The organism is Serratia sp. TSO36 (assembly GCF_057808395.1).
The window spans coordinates 23292-41027 of record NZ_JBJZOU010000029.1; the positions used below are offsets into that span (position 1 = coordinate 23292).

General features: G+C 60.2%; 17 protein-coding genes. 13 read left to right on the forward strand and 4 right to left on the reverse strand.

What is annotated here, in order from left to right:
• Position 1: 1 nt before the first annotated feature.
• Positions 2-1162, reverse strand: a complete 1161-nt coding sequence (gene metB, locus ACK3CV_RS24295; protein WP_041037511.1) for a cystathionine gamma-synthase — start codon at positions 1160-1162, stop codon at positions 2-4.
• Between the two features lie 304 nt (positions 1163-1466).
• Between metB and metJ the strand changes: the two genes are divergently transcribed.
• Complete coding sequence (gene metJ / locus ACK3CV_RS24300; RefSeq protein WP_006317756.1) at positions 1467-1784, forward strand: met regulon transcriptional regulator MetJ; 318 nt, start codon at positions 1467-1469, stop codon at positions 1782-1784.
• A 77-nt stretch (positions 1785-1861) separates the two neighbouring features.
• Here metJ and rpmE read toward each other — a convergent pair whose 3' ends face one another.
• A complete protein-coding gene (gene rpmE / locus ACK3CV_RS24305) occupies positions 1862-2077 on the reverse strand; it encodes a 50S ribosomal protein L31 (RefSeq protein ID WP_004931078.1) in 216 nt (71 codons plus the stop codon).
• Between the two features lie 199 nt (positions 2078-2276).
• On the opposite strand from rpmE, the gene priA reads away from it, so the two are divergent.
• The 7 genes from priA to rraA all read left to right on the forward strand — a co-directional run bounded on the left by priA (position 2277) and on the right by rraA (position 10333).
• Positions 2277-4472, forward strand: a complete 2196-nt coding sequence (gene priA, locus ACK3CV_RS24310; RefSeq protein ID WP_033654545.1) for a primosomal protein N' — start codon at positions 2277-2279, stop codon at positions 4470-4472.
• 291 nt (positions 4473-4763) lie between these two features.
• Positions 4764-5792, forward strand: coding sequence for a DNA-binding transcriptional regulator CytR (cytR, locus tag ACK3CV_RS24315; protein ID WP_164141705.1), 1029 nt, complete (start codon positions 4764-4766; stop codon positions 5790-5792).
• Between the two features lie 65 nt (positions 5793-5857).
• The gene (ftsN, locus tag ACK3CV_RS24320; protein ID WP_060388471.1) at positions 5858-6778 is read left to right on the forward strand and encodes a cell division protein FtsN; all 921 of its coding nucleotides are present in this window, start codon (positions 5858-5860) and stop codon (positions 6776-6778) included.
• Positions 6779-6880: 102 nt separating this feature from the next.
• Complete coding sequence (gene hslV / locus ACK3CV_RS24325; RefSeq protein WP_033649891.1) at positions 6881-7411, forward strand: ATP-dependent protease subunit HslV; 531 nt, start codon at positions 6881-6883, stop codon at positions 7409-7411.
• A 12-nt stretch (positions 7412-7423) separates the two neighbouring features.
• The gene (hslU, locus tag ACK3CV_RS24330; protein ID WP_164141702.1) at positions 7424-8758 is read left to right on the forward strand and encodes an ATP-dependent protease ATPase subunit HslU; all 1335 of its coding nucleotides are present in this window, start codon (positions 7424-7426) and stop codon (positions 8756-8758) included.
• Between the two features lie 96 nt (positions 8759-8854).
• Complete coding sequence (locus ACK3CV_RS24335) at positions 8855-9772, forward strand: 1,4-dihydroxy-2-naphthoate polyprenyltransferase (protein ID WP_164141700.1); 918 nt, start codon at positions 8855-8857, stop codon at positions 9770-9772.
• A gap of 75 nt (positions 9773-9847) precedes the next feature.
• On the forward strand, positions 9848-10333 hold the full coding sequence (rraA, locus tag ACK3CV_RS24340; RefSeq protein ID WP_004931090.1) for a ribonuclease E activity regulator RraA: 486 nt from the start codon (positions 9848-9850) through the stop codon (positions 10331-10333).
• Between the two features lie 60 nt (positions 10334-10393).
• Here the strand turns inward: rraA and zapB are convergent, their stop codons facing one another.
• Positions 10394-10633 (reverse strand): septal ring assembly protein ZapB, encoded by a 240-nt coding sequence (zapB, locus tag ACK3CV_RS24345; protein ID WP_004931092.1) that lies wholly within the window; start codon positions 10631-10633, stop codon positions 10394-10396.
• Between the two features lie 524 nt (positions 10634-11157).
• On the opposite strand from zapB, the gene ACK3CV_RS24350 reads away from it, so the two are divergent.
• The 3 genes from ACK3CV_RS24350 to glpX all read left to right on the forward strand — a co-directional run bounded on the left by ACK3CV_RS24350 (position 11158) and on the right by glpX (position 14695).
• Entirely contained in the window at positions 11158-12003 is an 846-nt protein-coding gene (locus tag ACK3CV_RS24350) for an MIP/aquaporin family protein (RefSeq protein WP_049195738.1), read from the forward strand.
• Between the two features lie 42 nt (positions 12004-12045).
• Positions 12046-13554 carry a glycerol kinase GlpK gene (glpK, locus tag ACK3CV_RS24355; RefSeq protein WP_033654537.1) on the forward strand — a complete coding sequence of 503 codons (1509 nt, stop codon included), beginning with the start codon at positions 12046-12048 and terminating at the stop codon, positions 13552-13554.
• 130 nt (positions 13555-13684) lie between these two features.
• Entirely contained in the window at positions 13685-14695 is a 1011-nt protein-coding gene (gene glpX, locus ACK3CV_RS24360; protein ID WP_033636438.1) for a class II fructose-bisphosphatase, read from the forward strand.
• Positions 14696-14887: 192 nt separating this feature from the next.
• Here glpX and emrD read toward each other — a convergent pair whose 3' ends face one another.
• Positions 14888-16072 (reverse strand): multidrug efflux MFS transporter EmrD, encoded by a 1185-nt coding sequence (gene emrD, locus ACK3CV_RS24365; protein ID WP_033649888.1) that lies wholly within the window; start codon positions 16070-16072, stop codon positions 14888-14890.
• A gap of 297 nt (positions 16073-16369) precedes the next feature.
• Between emrD and ACK3CV_RS24370 the strand changes: the two genes are divergently transcribed.
• On the forward strand, positions 16370-16981 hold the full coding sequence (locus ACK3CV_RS24370; RefSeq protein ID WP_039569507.1) for a helix-turn-helix transcriptional regulator: 612 nt from the start codon (positions 16370-16372) through the stop codon (positions 16979-16981).
• 3 nt (positions 16982-16984) lie between these two features.
• On the forward strand, positions 16985-17731 hold the full coding sequence (gene fpr, locus ACK3CV_RS24375) for a ferredoxin--NADP(+) reductase (protein ID WP_033636442.1): 747 nt from the start codon (positions 16985-16987) through the stop codon (positions 17729-17731).
• The last annotated feature ends 5 nt before the right edge of the window (positions 17732-17736 follow it).

Below are 17736 nucleotides of genomic sequence, written 5' to 3' on the forward strand. Positions count from 1 at the left end.
CTTACCTCGTTGCCGCCGCCTGGAAAGCGCGTTCCAGATCGGCAATCAAATCTTCACTGTCTTCAATACCCACGGAAATGCGCAGCAGGCTCTCGGAGATGCCGGCCGCTGCCCGCGCCTCCGCCGCCATGCCGGCGTGGGTCATGGTCGCTGCATGCGAGATCAGGCTTTCTACGCCGCCCAACGATTCTGCCAGAGTAAACAGCTCAAGGGCAGAGAGAAAACGGCGCAGCACCGCTTCATCGCCGTCCAGTTCAAAACTCAGCATCGCGCCGAAACCGCGCTGCTGCCGGCGGGCGATCTCATGCCCCGGATTCTCCGGCAGGGAGGGATGATACAGCTTTTTCACCAACGGTTGCTGCTGTAAATAGTCAACAATCGCTTCAGCGTTTTGCTGCGCCGCCTTGATGCGCGGCGACAGCGTGCGCATACCGCGCAGCAAAAGATAGCTGTCAAACGCGCCGCCGGTCACGCCGATGTTGTTCGCCCACCAGACCAGCTCGACCGCCAGCTCGGGATCTTTAGCGATCACCGCCCCGGCCACCACGTCCGAATGCCCGTTCAGGTATTTGGTGCACGAATGGACCACCAGATCGGCACCGAGTTCGATCGGCTGTTGCAGGGCCGGGCTGAGGAAGGTGTTGTCCACCACCGTCAACGCGCCCGCCGCGTGCGCGGCGGCGCAGATCGCCGCGATGTCCACCACCCGCAGCAGCGGGTTGCTGGGGCTTTCGATCAGCACCAGCTTCGGCTTTTGCGCCAGCGCCTGTTGCAGGGCGGCTTCATTACCCTGATCGACGAACAGCACGCGATAGGCACCGCGTTTGCTCAGGCTGTCGAACAACCGATAGCTGCCGCCGTAGCAGTCGTGCGGCGCCACCAGCAGATCGCCGGGCTTCAGCAGCACGGTGGTCACCAGATGGATCGCCGACATCCCGCTGCCGGTCATCACCGCGCCGGCGCCGCCTTCCAGCTCCGCCAACGCGCGTTGCACCACGTCGCGCGTCGGGTTGCCGCGGCGCGAGTAATCATGGGCTCGGGGTTGGTTGAAGTCGGTAAAGTTATAGGTGCTGGACAGATGAATCGGCGGGACAACGCAGCCGTACTGTTCGTCGTCGTTCAGGCCGCTGCGTACGGCAATCGTGGCTGGTTTACGCGTCATGGGCTCGCTCGGCTCTCGGTTCGGTGAATGAGGCCTAAAGAGTAATCGCAGGATTGATAGACGTCAATACATCTGGACATCTAAACCTCTCTGCGTATAGATTGAGCAATGGCACAATACCCGCTAAAATTATGCCGATATGACATGACGATAAGATGTTAAGCCGCAATGCCTGGCCGAGGCGGGGCATTCAGTGACCCTGGTCGCGTAAAATTGACATTTATTTAGTGAGAACAGTGAAGATCGGGCATAATTGGCCGGTTTTTAGAATTTTGTAATTTTTCTGACAAAGTTAAGGTGTCCCATGGCTGAGTGGAACGGCGAGTATGTCAGCCCTTACGCTGAACACGGTAAAAAAAGCGAGCAAGTCAAAAAGATCACGGTATCCATTCCGCTGAAGGTCCTGAAAATCCTCACCGACGAACGGACCCGTCGCCAGGTGAACAACCTGCGCCACGCCACCAACAGCGAACTGCTGTGCGAAGCGTTTCTGCATGCCTTTACCGGCCAGCCGCTGCCGAACGATGAAGACCTGCGCAAAGAGCGCAGCGATGAAATTCCGGAAGCCGCGAAAGTGTTGATGCGCGAACTGGGTGTCGATCCCGATACCTGGGAATATTGAGAACCGCCCGGCGAACGCCGGCGGCAGAAACGAAAAAAGGCGCCAAAGGCGCCTTTTTCATCGGACGATAAGAAATCTTATTTCTTAGCGCCTGGTACGCTGAAACGCTTGTTGAAGCGGTCAACGCGGCCACCGGTAGCAACGTCACGCTGCTTGCCAGTGTAGAACGGGTGGCATGCGCCACAAACGTCCAGGTTCAGATCGTGGCCCACGGTGGAGCGGATCTTCATCACGTTACCGCAAGAGCAGTTAGCAGTAACTTCTTCGTATTTTGGGTGGATACCTTGTTTCATGGGAAACCTCAGTTAAGGCCGTGTCGCTATCCAGCCCTGTTTCGCCAGACACCACACGTGGTTGATAATAGAATTTTGGTATCGAATTATACCAAAGGCGGCAAATTATACAGCATTAGCCGGGGCGCGCAATCGGAACCGTACATTTGCCGATGCGCCGTGTAAACTGATGCCCACTTTTTTCAATTTGGATGAGATCATGCCCGTCGTACACGTTGCCTTGCCGGTTCCCCTCGCCCGCACCTTCGACTATCTGCTGCCGCCCGGCATGCAGCCGGTGGCCGGCGCGCGCGTGGGCGTGCCCTGGGGCAGGCAGCATGCGATCGGCATCGTCACCGGCTGCAGCGACACCAGTGAACTGCCGCTGGACAAGCTCAAACCGATCGACAGCGTGATCGACGCCGAATCGCTGTTCTCCCCCAGCCTGTGGCGCATCCTGCGCTGGGCCAGCGATTACTATCACTACCCCATCGGCGAAGTGCTGTTCCATGCGCTGCCGATCCTGCTGCGGCAAGGCAAACCGGCCGAGGCCGCGCCGCTGTGGCAATGGTTCGCCACCGAAGAGGGGCGCGCCACCCCGCCCGAAAGCCTGAAACGCGCGCCGAAACAGCAGCAGGCGCTGGCGGCGCTGCTGCAACGCCCGGTCTATCGCCATCAGGTCAGCCAGCTTGAGCTGACGGAAAGCGCCCTGCAGGCGCTGCGCGCCAAAGGGCTGATCGATCTGCGCGCTCAGGTCGCGGATACGCACGACTGGCGCCCCAACTTCGCAGTGCTCGGCGAGCGGCTGCGGCTGAACACCGAGCAGGCTACCGCCGTCGGGGCGATCAGAAGCGAGGATGAGCAGTTCGCCGCCTGGCTGTTGGCGGGGGTAACCGGCTCCGGCAAGACCGAAGTCTACCTCAGCGTGCTGGAAAACGTGCTGGCCAAAGGCCGACAGGCGCTGGTGCTGGTGCCGGAAATCGGCCTGACGCCGCAAACCATCGCCCGCTTTCGCGAGCGCTTCAACGCGCCGGTAGACGTGCTGCACTCCGGGCTGAACGACAGCGAACGGCTGGCGGTTTGGCTGCGCGCGCGCAGCGGCGAAGCCGCCATCGTCATCGGCACCCGTTCGGCGCTGTTCACGCCGTTCCGTCAGCTGGGCGTGATCATCATCGACGAAGAGCACGACAGCTCTTATAAACAGCAGGAAGGCTGGCGCTACCACGCCCGCGATCTGGCGGTGTTCCGCGCCCGGGAAGAGGACATCCCGATGGTAATGGGCTCCGCGACCCCGGCATTGGAAACGCTGCACAACGTGCAGCTGGGTAAATATCGCCAGCTGAAGCTCACCCAGCGCGCGGGCAACGCCAAACCGGCGGCGCAGCACCTGATCGATCTGAAGGGGCTGCCGCTGAAGGTCGGCCTGTCGCAGCCGCTGCTGAAGAGCATGCAGCACCATTTAAAAGCCGGCAATCAGGTGATGCTGTTCCTCAACCGCCGCGGTTACGCTCCGGCGCTGCTGTGCCACGAGTGCGGCTGGATAGCCGAATGCCAGCGCTGCGATCACTATTACACCTTCCACCAGCACCAGCGCCAGTTGCGCTGCCACCACTGCGACAGCCAGCGGCCGGTGCCGCACCAGTGCCCACAGTGCGGCTCCACCCACCTGGTGTCGGTCGGCGTCGGCACCGAACAGCTGGAGCAGGAGCTGGCGCCGCTGTTCCCCGACACGCCGATCACCCGCATCGATCGCGACACCACCAGCCGCAAAGGGGCGCTGGAGCAGCACCTGGCGGATATTCATCGCGGCGAAGCGCGCATTCTGATCGGCACGCAGATGCTGGCCAAGGGCCACCATTTTCCCGACGTCACGCTGGTGGCGTTGCTGGACGTGGACGGCGCGCTGTTCTCCGCCGACTTCCGCTCCGCCGAGCGTTTCGCTCAGCTGTATACCCAGGTCTCCGGGCGGGCCGGCCGCGCGGGCAAACAGGGTGAAGTGCTGCTGCAAACCCACCATCCGGAGCACCCGCTGCTGCAGGTACTGCTGCAACAGGGTTACGACGCCTTCGCCAAACAGACGCTGGCGGAGCGCAACAGCGTGTTTCTGCCGCCTTACACCAGCCACATCATCGTGCGCGCCGAAGATCACGACAACCAGCAGGCCCCGCTGTTCCTGCAGCAGCTGCGCAACCTGCTGGAAGCCAGCCCGCTGAAGGACGATTCGCTGTGGGTGATGGGCCCGGTGCCGGCGCTGCAGTCCAAACGCGGCGGCCGTTTCCGCTGGCAGCTGTTGCTGCAGCACCCGACGCGGCGCGTCCTGCAACAGCTGATGAAAAGCTCGCTGCCGCTGATCGGCACCCTGCCGCAAACGCGCAAGGTGAAATGGACGCTGGATGTCGATCCGATCGACAGCTGATCCCGGAAAAGTCCGATTTAGCTGCCGCAGTGCAAACGTTTACCCTTGAAATTGCGAGCGAACGCTAAAAAACCTTCTCAGGTCACATTTTTTATGCAAATTAGGTAACAAAGGCGGGGCGTATTCTGTTTAGAATGTCTGCGAGGGCAAATTTTGTCGCCACATCGCAGCGCGACGGAGTGCCCGAACGCGAGTGGCGCTCAATGACAACAATTTCGCCACCGCATGCCGGACATTGTGAGCAAACAGCAGTAGTGGCGTCGGCATGGGGCTGACGCAAGGAGAAAGGCGTTGGAACACAAGAAAGAGTTATCCATGGCGACCATGAAAGACGTCGCCGAAATGGCGGGCGTTTCAACGGCTACCGTATCGCGTGCGCTGATGAACCCGGAAAAGGTGTCAACGCCGACGCGCCAGAAAGTGGAACAGGCCGTCCTGGCCGTGGGTTATTCTCCTCATGCTCTGTCACGCAATATCAAGCGCAACGAATCCCGCACCATCCTGGTGATCGTGCCCGACATCTGCGATCCGTTTTTCGCCGATGTGATCCAGGGGATCGAACAGACCGCCGCCCAACAAGGCTATCTGGTGCTGATCGGCGACTGCGCGCAGCAAAACCAGCAGGAGCGCACCTTCGTCAATCTGATCATCACCAAACAGATCGACGGCATGCTGCTGCTGGGCTCCAACCTGCCGTTCGACGCCAGCAAGGAAGAGCAGCGCAACCTGCCGCCGATGGTGATGGCCAACGAGTTCGCTCCCGAGCTGGAACTGCCGACGGTGCACATCGACAACCTGACCGCCGCCTTTGAAGCCGTGCATTATTTGCATCAATTGGGCCACCGGCAGATCGCCTGCGTCGCCGGGCCGGAACAGATGCCGCTGAGCCATTATCGGCTGCAGGGTTACGTTCAAGCGCTACGTCGTAATGGCATTACCGTCGAAAGCAGCTATATTACCCGGGGTGATTTTACCTACGAAGCCGGCGCGCAAGCGCTGACGGCGCTGATGGCACAGCCGAAACCGCCGACGGCGGTGTTCTGCCACAGCGACGTCATGGCGATCGGCGTGCTGTCCCAGGCGAAGAAAATGGGGCTGCGGGTGCCGCAGGATCTGTCGATCGTCGGCTTTGACGACCTCAAGCTGGCGCAGTATTGCGATCCGCCGCTGACCACGGTGGCGCAGCCGCGCTTCCAGATCGGCCAGAAGGCGATGTTGTTGCTGTTGGAGCAGTTGAACGGCCAGACAGTGGCCAGCGGCTCCCGGCTGTTGGACAGTGAATTGATTATCAGAGGCAGCACCGCTGCCCCGAAACGCTAGTCAAATATTTTAGGGTTCAGTAACATGACGGACTTATCCTTTCATCAGGACACAGCGGAATAATAGTGGCACAAAAAGACTATGTAAGCCGTGGGCGCGCAGCAGGAGCTAAGCGTAAAACCCCCAGCCGTAAAAAACGCAGTTCTCCGAAGGTTTCCAAAACCGTGCTGGCGTTAGCCGCCGCGTTGCTGGTTGTCTTTGTCGGTGGCCTCTATTTCATTACGCACAACAAGCCGGAAGACGCGCCGTTGTTGCCTGCGCACACCACGCGCCCCGGCAACGGCCTGCCGCCGAAGCCCGAAGAGCGCTGGCGCTACATCAAAGAGCTGGAAAACCGGCAGATCGGCGTGCAAACCCCGACCGAACCGACGGCCGGCGGCGAGCTCAATTCCAAAACTCAGCTGACCGCCGAACAGCGGCAGTTGCTGGAACAGATGCAGGCCGACATGCAGCAGCGCCCGACGCAGCTGAACGAAGTGCCGTATAACGATCCGGGCCAGGCCAACGCGCGCAGCACTCGCCAGCAGCAGCAAATGCAGCAGCAGCCGGTGCAGCAACAGCAGCAGGTCAGCCAGCCGCCGCGCAACCCGTTCAACAACGGGGCCACCACCGCGCCGGTGCAGCCGCACCCGCAGCCAAAACCGACTACCCAGCAACCGGTGCAGGTGAAACAGCCTGAGCCGAAGCCGCAACCGAAACCGGAGCCCAAACCGGAAGTGAAACAGGAAACGGCCAAGCAGGAAACCAAACCGGAATCAAAACAGAAGTGGATGGTGCAATGCGGTTCGTTCCGCGCCACCGATCAGGCTGAATCCGTGCGTGCGCGCCTGGCGTTCGAAGGCATCGAGAGCCGCATCACCGCCGGCGGCGGTTGGAATCGCGTGGTGCTCGGCCCGTACAGCAGCCGCGCCGCCGCGGACAAAACCCTTTCGCGCCTGAAGGGCGTCGGCATGTCGAGTTGCATTCCCCTCTCCGTTGGGGGTTGAAAAGCGTCAATCCCCCCCCATCTATACTCTCAATATGCCTCGTAGCGTCTGCGAAAGCAGGCGCTGCGGGGGCTTCTTTCCGTCTTTAACGAGGGTCTGCTCGTGACAACAATTGTAAGCGTACGCCGCAACGGCCAGGTCGTCATCGGTGGTGATGGCCAGGCAACCCTGGGTAATACGGTGATGAAGGGTAACGTCAAGAAAGTGCGTCGCCTGTATAACGACAAAGTGATCGCCGGTTTCGCCGGTGGCACCGCTGACGCCTTCACACTGTTTGAACTGTTTGAACGCAAACTGGAAATGCATCAGGGCCACCTGGTGAAAGCCGCCGTCGAGCTGGCGAAAGACTGGCGCACCGACCGCATGCTGCGCAAGCTCGAAGCGTTGCTGGCGGTCGCCGATGAAAACGCTTCGCTGATCATCACCGGCAACGGCGATGTGGTGCAGCCGGAAAACGATCTGATCGCCATCGGCTCCGGCGGCCCTTACGCTCAGGCCGCAGCCCGCGCCATGTTGGAAAATACCGAGCTGAGCGCCCGCGACATCGTTGAGAAATCCCTCAACATCGCCGGCGACATCTGTATTTACACCAACCATTTCCACACCATTGAAGAATTGCCTTCCAAAGCGTAAGGATCGAATACCATGTCTGAAATGACCCCGCGCGAGATCGTCAGCGAACTGGACAGCTATATCATTGGCCAAAACAAGGCCAAACGCGCTGTCGCCATTGCCCTGCGCAACCGCTGGCGCCGGATGCAGCTCAACGAGATGCTGCGTCACGAAGTGACCCCGAAAAACATTCTGATGATCGGCCCGACCGGCGTCGGTAAAACCGAAATCGCCCGCCGTCTGGCGAAGCTGGCCAACGCGCCGTTCATCAAGGTTGAAGCCACCAAGTTCACCGAAGTGGGCTATGTGGGCAAAGAAGTGGACTCCATCATCCGCGATCTGACCGATGCCGCCATCAAAATGGTGCGCATGCAGTCGATCGAGAAAAACCGCACCCGTGCCGAAGAGTTGGCCGAAGAGCGCATTCTCGACGTGCTGATCCCGCCGGCCAAAAACAACTGGGGCCAGCCGGAAGAAAATCAGGAACCGTCCGCCGCCCGCCAGGCATTCCGCAAGAAACTGCGCGAAGGCCAGCTGGATGACAAAGAGATCGAAATCGATCTGGCCGCCGCGCCGATGGGCGTGGAAATCATGGCGCCTCCGGGCATGGAAGAGATGACCAACCAGCTGCAGTCGATGTTCCAGAACCTCGGCGGCCAGAAGCAAAAACCGCGCAAGCTGAAGATCAAAGAAGCCTTCAAGCTGCTGGTGGAAGAAGAAGCCGCCAAGCTGGTGAACCCGGAAGAGCTGAAAGAGCAGGCGATCGAAGCGGTTGAACAGCACGGCATCGTGTTTATCGACGAGATCGACAAAATCTGTAAGCGCGGCGGCCAAAGCTCCGGCCCGGACGTCTCGCGCGAAGGCGTACAGCGCGATCTGCTGCCGCTGGTGGAAGGCTGCACCGTGTCCACCAAACACGGTATGGTGAAGACCGACCACATCCTGTTCATCGCTTCCGGCGCGTTCCAGACCGCCAATCCGTCGGATCTGATCCCGGAACTGCAGGGCCGTCTGCCGATCCGCGTTGAGCTGCAGGCGCTGACCACCGAAGACTTCGAGCGCATCCTGACCGAGCCGAGCGCGTCGCTGACCGAGCAGTACAAAGCGCTGATGGGCACCGAAGGCGTCAACATCCAGTTCACCGCCGACGGCATTCGCCGCATCGCCGAAGCCGCGTGGCAGGTCAACGAAAGCACCGAGAACATCGGCGCGCGTCGTCTGCACACCGTGCTGGAGCGTCTGATGGAAGATATTTCCTACGATGCGAGTGAAATTAATGGCCAATCCATTACAATTGATGCGGATTACGTGCGCAGTCATCTGGATGAACTGGTGGCGGATGAAGATTTGAGTCGTTTTATCCTATAATCGCTCAATCATTGTCTTGTCAGTCATCTGTGTGGGAGGCATTGCCTCCCACAATTATTTCTAACGGACACCGCAACTTACTGACAGAAGCGAAACATGAGCTCATCAACCTCCACCACCCCGATTTCCGCCTGGCTGGAAAGTCTACGCCCCCGCACCCTGCCGTTGGCCTTCGCCTCCATCGTGGTCGGCTCGGCGATCGCCGCCTGGCGCGGCAGCCTGAAACCTGAAGTGGCGCTGCTGGCGCTGTTGACCGCCGGCCTGCTGCAGATCCTCTCCAACCTGGCGAACGACTACGGCGATGCGGTCAAAGGCAGCGACAAAGAAGATCGCATCGGGCCCTTGCGCGGCATGCAAAAAGGCATGATCACCCAGGCGCAGATGAAACGGGCGCTGGTGGTGACGGTGGTGCTGATCGCCCTCGCCGGCTGTTCGCTGATCGCCGTCGCCTGCGAGCAACCCAGCGACGTAGTGGGCTTCCTGGTGCTGGGCGGGCTGTCTATCGTGGCGGCCATCACCTATACCGTCGGCAACAAGCCCTACGGGTATTTGGGGCTGGGCGACATCTCGGTGCTGGTGTTCTTCGGCTGGCTGAGCGTAGCCGGCACCTACTATCTGCAAACGCACACCTTCGACAGCGTCGTGATGCTGCCGGCCACCGCCTGCGGCCTGCTGGCGACGGCGGTGCTCAACATCAACAATCTGCGCGATATCGAGAGCGATCGCGAAAACGGCAAGAACACGCTGGCGGTGCGTCTCGGCCCGCACAAGGCGCGCATTTACCATGCCTTGCTGCTCGGCGGCGCGGTGCTGTGTTTCGCGCTGTTTACGCTGTTCAATCTCCACAGCCCGTGGGGCTGGCTGTTCGTGCTGGCGATCCCGCTGCTGGTGCGCCACGGCCTGCGCGTACTGCGCGATCCGACGCCGGTCGGCATGCGGCCGATGCTGGAGCACATGGTCAAGGCGGCGTTGCTGGCCAACCTGCTGTTCGCCATCGGCGTGGCGCTCAGTTAAAAACTGATGATTTTGCCAACAGGGCGAATAAAGGGATATACTGAACATTCCAGCGGCAAACAGACGTAAAATCCTATGAAATACGATACTTCCGAACTTTGCGACATCTATCATGAAGAGGTGAACGTTGTTGAACCTCTGTTCTCCAATTTTGGCGGGCGTACTTCATTTGGCGGGCAGATCACCACGGTGAAATGCTTTGAGGATAACGGCCTGTTGTTCGATCTGCTTGAAGAAAACGGCCGCGGCCGCGTGCTGTTGGTCGACGGCGGCGGTTCGGTACGCCGGGCGCTGATCAACGCCGAACTGGCGCGCCTGGCCGCCCAGAACGAATGGGAAGGCATCGTGGTGTACGGCGCGGTGCGTCAGGTGGACGATCTGGAAGAGCTCGACATCGGCATTCAGGCGATGGCGGCGATCCCGGCGGGCGCCGTAAGCGAAGGCGTGGGGGAAAGCGATATCCGCGTCAACTTCGGTGGCGTCACCTTCTTCTCCGGCGATCACCTGTATGCCGACAACACCGGCATCATCCTCTCCGAAGACCCGCTCGACATCGAGTGATTTTCGGTCATGAAAAAGGGCGCCGCAGGCGCCCTTTTCGTTGCTGCCTGGCGTGAGGAATCAAACCTCTTCCATCTTGCCCAGCAGAGCGCGCAGGCGATCTTGCCATACGTGCTGTTCTTCTTTCAGCTGTTGGTTTTCGCGCACCAGCGCTTCGTGGTTGCCGGAGGCAGCCTGAACTTCCTGCGACAGAGAGTTGTTTTTGTCTTTCAGCTCTTCAATTTCCATCTGCAACAAGGTGATGGTATCAATCGCCTGCTGTACTTTTGCTTCCAGTTTCTCAAATACTTCAAATGACATGCTTCAGTCCCCTCATGATAGCAAGGCGTACATCTATAAGTAGCGGCCGCAACGTCGGCTGCAGCTACTGCGAATATTGCATCGCGCTCAGTGACGCGCGCCGTTATGGAAGGCGCGCCAGTCTCGATTCGTTAAAAACGATTGTAAGTAGCCAGTCTCCGCCTGTCTAGCAACATACCGGATCATCGCGCAGTCTGTTGCAATTTTCCTGCCTCCGCCATCAGCAAAAACTGAAAATCCCCGCCGCCGCCGCCGCGAGTTGTTAACGCCCCTCGCCAAACCACTGGTCAGATCACACTTTTATGGCTCAGAAAGAACACTAAACGACGCGAAATCGCTCAATTTTATGACGAGCTACACACATTTTGATTTCGCTATTTCTCGTTTATGTTCGTTAACGATAAATTTACATCACGTCCTCATTCAATAATTGGACGAGATGAAAAAAACTGTGCCCATAGGTCAGATGTATACCTAACTGAGCCTATAAACCAACAACCGCCGTTTTGCAGGACAACAACATTATGAGCCAAACCACCAGTCCGACATTAAAAGGCCAGTGCATCGCCGAGTTCCTCGGCACGGCGCTGCTGATCTTCTTTGGCGTAGGCTGCGTTGCCGCGCTGAAACTGGCGGGCGCCAGCTTCGGCCAGTGGGAAATCAGCATCATTTGGGGCCTGGGCGTCGCCATGGCCATCTATCTGACCGCCGCCATTTCCGGCGCGCATCTCAACCCCGCGGTCACCCTCGCTCTGTGGCTGTTCGCCTGCTTCGACGGGCGCAAAGTGGTGCCTTACATCATTGCGCAGATCGCCGGTGCCTTCTGCGCCGCCGCCCTGGTCTATGGGCTGTACTACAACCTGTTCTTCGACTTCGAAGCGGCTCACCACATGGTGCGCGGCAGCAACGAAAGCCTCGAGCTGGCCAGCATCTTCTCGACTTACCCTAACGCGCATATCTCCGTCGGCCAGGCCTTCCTGGTAGAAATGGTGATCGCCGCCATTCTGATGTGCCTGATCCTGGCGCTGACCGACGACGGCAACGGCATCCCGCGCGGCCCGCTGGCGCCGCTGCTGATCGGTATTCTGATTGCCGTGATCGGCGCCTCTATGGGACCATTGACCGGCTTTGCGTTGAACCCGGCGCGTGACTTCGGGCCGAAACTGTTCGCCTACCTGGCCGGCTGGGGCAAAGTCGCCTTCACCGGCGCACGCGACATCCCGTACTTCCTGGTGCCGATCTTCGCCCCTATCGTCGGCTGTGGCCTGGGCGCTTTCGGTTACCGCGCGCTGATTGGCCGCCACCTGCCGTGCGACGTCTGCGTGACGGAAGAAGAGCCCGACGCCAAGACCCAGCAGCGCAAAGCATGATGGGTGCAGTTTTACACGGTTAACAACAGCAGGATAATTACCATGACTGTAGAAAAAAAATACATTGTCGCACTCGACCAAGGGACCACCAGCTCACGCGCCGTCGTGCTCGATCACGACGCTAACATCGTTGCGGTATCGCAGCGCGAATTCCCGCAGATCTATCCCAAGGCCGGCTGGGTTGAGCACGACCCGATGGAAATCTGGGCGTCGCAAAGTTCGACGCTGGTAGAAGTGCTGGCGAAAGCCGACATCAGTTCCGATCAGATCGCCGGCATCGGCATCACCAACCAGCGCGAAACCACCATCGTCTGGGAAAAAGAGACCGGCAAGCCGATTTACAACGCCATCGTCTGGCAGTGCCGCCGCACCGCCGACATCTGCGAGAAGCTCAAGCGCGACGGCCTGGAAGAGTACATCCGTCACAACACCGGCCTGGTAGTTGACCCGTACTTCTCCGGCACCAAGGTGAAGTGGATCCTGGACAACGTCGAAGGCGCCCGCGAGCGCGCCAAGCGCGGCGAACTGCTGTTCGGCACCGTCGATACCTGGCTGGTGTGGAAAATGACCCAGGGGCGCGTACACGTTACCGATTACACCAACGCCTCACGCACCATGATGTTCAACATCCACGAGCTGGACTGGGATGAGCGCATGCTGGAAGTGCTGGATATCCCGCGCGCCATGCTGCCGAAAGTCCGTCCTTCCTCCGAGGTGTACGGCCAGACCAACATCGGCGGTAAGGGCGGTACGCGTATTCCTATCGCCGGTATCGCCGGTGACCAGCAGGCGGCGCTGTACGGCCAGCTGTGCGTTCAACCGGGCATGGCGAAGAACACCTACGGCACCGGCTGCTTCCTGCTGATGAACACCGGCAAAGAAGCGGTGCGTTCGAAAAACGGCCTGCTGACCACCATCGCCTGCGGCCCGCGCGGCGAAGTGAACTATGCGCTGGAAGGCGCGGTGTTCATCGGCGGTGCGTCTATCCAGTGGCTACGCGACGAGCTGAAACTGATCAGCGACGCCGCCGACTCCGAATACTTCGCCACCAAGGTGAAAGACAGCAACGGCGTCTATGTGGTGCCGGCCTTCACCGGCCTGGGCGCCCCATACTGGGATCCGTACGCCCGCGGTGCCATCTTCGGCCTGACCCGTGGCGCCAACAGCAACCACATCATCCGCGCTACGCTGGAATCCATCGCTTTCCAGACCCGTGACGTGCTGGACGCCATGCAGGCCGACGCCAACACCCGCCTGCAATCGCTGCGCGTGGACGGCGGCGCGGTCGCCAACAACTTCCTGATGCAGTTCCAGTCCGATATTCTCGGCACTCGCGTAGAACGCCCTGAAGTGCGTGAATCGACGGCGCTGGGCGCCGCGTTCCTGGCGGGCCTGGCCATCGGCTACTGGAACGATCTGGATGAAGTGAAGAGCAAAGCGGTGATTGAGCGCGAATTCCGCCCAAGCATCGAAACCACCGAACGCAACTACCGCTACGGCGGGTGGAAAAAAGCGGTGGCTCGCGCTCAGGCGTGGGAAGAGCACGACTAAACCCAGCCTTGTCGTTACCCCCCAAATTGCGCTGCCTGCGGGCGGCGCTTTTTTTTGCCCCGCCCCGCTGCCGCCGCGCTGTGATAGACTTTGCCGATATTTTCTTCCCTTTCTCACAGACAGGTTTGCCATGAAACGTGAATTAGCCATCGAATTTTCCCGCGTTACCGAAGCCGCCGCGCTGGCGGGCTACAAATGGCTGGGACGCGGCGACAAGAACGCCGCCGACGGCGCGGCGGTCCACGCCATGCGCATCATGCTTAACAACGTGGATATCGATGGGCGCATCGTGATCGGCGAAGGCGAGATCGACGAAGCGCCGATGCTGTATATCGGCGAACAGGTCGGCACCGGCCAGGGCGACGCGGTCGACATCGCGGTCGATCCGATCGAAGGCACCCGCATGACCGCCATGGGCCAGTCCAATGCGCTGGCGGTATTGGCGGTGGGCGATCGCGGCACCTTCCTGCACGCGCCGGACATGTACATGGAGAAGCTGGTGGTCGGCCCGGCGGCGCGCGGCGCCATCGATCTCAACCTGCCGCTGGCGGAGAATCTGCAGAACGTCGCCGCCCGGCTGGGCAAACCGCTGTCGCAGCTGACGGTGATCGTTTTGGCCAAACCGCGCCACGACGGCGTCATCGCGCAGATGCAGCAGCTCGGCGTGCGGGTGTTCGCCATTCCTGACGGCGACGTGGCGGCCTCCATTCTCACCTGCATGCCGGAAAGCGAGGTCGATGTGATGTACGGCATCGGCGGCGCGCCGGAAGGGGTGATCTCAGCCGCGGTGATCCGCGCGCTGGACGGCGACATGCAGGCGCGTTTGCTGCCGCGCCATGAGGTGAAAGGCGACAGCGCCGAGAACCGCCGCATCGGCGAACAGGAGCTGGCGCGCTGCCGGGAGATGGGTATCGAAGCCGGTCAGGCGCTGCGTCTGGATCAGATGGCGCGCAACGACAACGTGATCTTCTCCGCCACCGGCATCACCAAGGGCGATCTGCTGGAGGGCATCAGCCGCCAGGGCAATATGGCCACGACCGAAACGTTGCTGATCCGCGGCAAGTCGCGCACCATCCGCCGCATCCGTTCAACCCACTATCTGGATCGTAAAGACCCGGCGCTGCACGAGTTTTTGCTGTAACGAAACAGGGCGCCGAATGGCGCCATGATGATTGATGACAAACCTCATGACCTTGCCGAGTTGGCAGAGAGCAACGAATAGAAAACCAGGAAAATCAATTTATTGATTTTCGGCTGATAACCACAAAGGGGGAAAAATCACGCTTTTTCCCCCTTTGTCAACTGCATGAGGGCGCCGAATGGCGCCCTGTCGTTATGCGGTATGCCCCTGATGTTGCATCCGGTTGGACAGCGGCCACCAGCACAGCAAGATCAACAGCGCCATCGCGAACATCAGCAATCCGAGGCTGAACTGCCCGGTTTGCGGCAGCATGGCGGAAAGCCAGGTCGCAAGCCCCGATCCCATATTCTGCATGCCGCCCACCAATGCGCCCGCCGCGCCGGCCAGGTAAGGGAACGGCTCCATCGCCCCCGTGGTCGCCAGCGGGAACAGCATGCCGGCGCCGAAGAAGAACAGCGCGGCCGGCACGATCAGCGTCCAGATGTTCATCACGCCGAACCAGCCCGGGATCCACATCATCGCCCCCGCCAGCAGGCAGCTAATCACCGAATGCCACATCAGCGTGTGGAAGGTCTTGCCGTCGCGCCCGGCGTACCAGGCACCGAAAAACGCCGCCGGGATCGGCAGAATGAACAGGATGCTGACGGTCAGACCGCTCAGCCCCAACACGCCGCCCATCAACACGCCGCAGCTGGCCTCGAATACCGCAATGCCCGCCAGCGCGCCGATCAGCATCACCAGATAGCAACTGAAGGTGCTGTCAGCCAGCAGTTGGCGGAAACTGGCCAGCATGCGGCGTTTTTCCGTTTGCACCGGGCGGGTTTCCGGCAGCCAGCGGAACATGGCGAAAGCGACGCAGGCGCACAGCGCCAGCAGGAAGGCGTAGCTGGCACGCCAGCCGAACACCATCGCCAATGCGCCGCCGATCACCGGCGCCAGCAGCGGGCTGACCAAAATCCCCATATTCAGCAGGCTGTTGGCATAGCGCAGCGCGGTGCCGGCATACAGATCGCGCGGCATGGTGCGCGCCATCACGCCCGCCACGCCGGTGCCCATGCCCTGAATCGCGCTGGCGGCGACCAGCATCGTCAGGTTGGTGGACAGCAGCGCGCCCAGCGCGCCGATCAGGAAGATCATCATGCCGGTCAGGATCACCGGACGACGCCCGATACGATCCGATATCGGCCCGTAAATCAGCTGGGAGAAACCGTAGGTCAGCAGATACGCCGCCATCACCCGTTGCACGGCGCCGGTGCGAACCGACAGATCGTGGGCGATATCAGCAATAACGGGAACATAAATGGTTTGCGCCATCTGGCCGACGGCGACCAACAGGATAAGCATCACCAGCAGGTGAAAATTCTCTAGTTTTCTCATTATCTTCGTTAACGTTTCAACTCGTCACAGCGTCCCGGAATGGCCGTTGCAGCAGCCAGAACGGCGAGCAGCCCTCTATGGCGGCATAAACTAATCAAATCTGATTTTTTTAGCGAGTTTCAGGCAGATATTGATCCAGGTCACACTGGCAGCAAACCCGACCAGGCTCGTAAATTAAACTGTACGTCTAACGCTTTGGAGTTAAAAACAGCGCCCTTGCAGTAGCCGCGCTTTAGCATTTAATCGATAATCCTTTTCATCAACTTGAAATAAAATAACACCATAGGGATTTGGTTCATGAAAACACCTGAGCTGATTTTATTGCAGTTAAAGGCTCTCGGCCCGCACTCGGCCAAAATGCTGGCGGAGCGTCTGGACATCACGCCGATGGGCATCCGACAACATCTGCAATCCCTGGAAAAACGTGAGTTGGTTTGTTACGAAGAAGCGCGCAGCAAGGTCGGCCGCCCGACGCGCTACTGGTCGCTGACCGAGCGAGGGCATGCCTTTACGGCCGCCGACCAGGAGCGGTTGCGGGCATCCGCGCTGCAGCTGTTTGGCGGCGCCGGGGTGGAACCGTTGCTCAGCGCGCGCGAAGAGCAGCTTTATCTGCGTTATGCCGAAGAGCTGTCCGCCGAGCGTAGCCACCATGATCGGTTAGCCCGACTGGTGCGCCTGCGGCAACATGACGGTTACATGGCTGAATTGCTCGACCACCCGCACGGCGCGCTGCTGGTGGAAAACCACTGCCCGATCGGCGTGGCCGGCTCCAGCTGCAGTAGCCTGTGCAATTCCGAGCTGCAGCTGTTTCACCGCCTGTTCGGCAACGACTACCGGGTAGAGCGCACCGCGCACGCCATTTCCGGCTCACGACATTGTGCTTATTTGATTCGACCACGGGAGCTTTAGAGTATGGCTGAATGGGTAAACGGCAAGGTTACGCAGGTAAAACAATGGACCGACGGGCTGTTCAGCCTGGTGGTCAATGCCCCTATCGATCCTTTCACCGCCGGGCAATTCGCCAAGCTGGCGCTGGAGATCGACGGCGAACGGGTGCAGCGCGCCTACTCCTACGTCAATGCCCCCGACGACGCCAATCTGGAGTTCTATCTGGTCACCGTGCCGGAAGGCAAACTGAGCCCTCGCCTCAATCAACTGCAGCCGGGCTCGGACGTGATGGTAACCAAAGAAGCCGCCGGCTTCTTCGTGCTGGACGAGGTGCCCGACTGCGACACGCTGTGGATGCTGGCGACCGGCACCGCCATCGGCCCCTATTTATCGATTCTGCAGCAGGGCATCGGGCTAGAGCGCTTCAACAACCTGGTGCTGGTGCACGCCGCGCGCTTTGCGCGTGACCTGAGCTACCTGCCGCTGATGCAGCAACTGCAGCAGCGCTACAACGGCAAGCTGCGCATCCAGACCGTCGTCAGCCGCGAAGAGGCGCCCGGTTCATTGACCGGCCGCGTACCGGCGCTGATCGAGGACGGCCGGTTGGAAGCGGCGATCGGCTTGACCATCGACGCCGAAACCAGCCACGTGATGCTGTGCGGCAACCCACAAATGGTGCGGGACACCCAGCAAACGCTGAAAGACCACCGCCAGATGCGCAAGCACCTGCGCCGCAAGCCGGGCCACATCACCAGCGAACACTACTGGTAACCCGA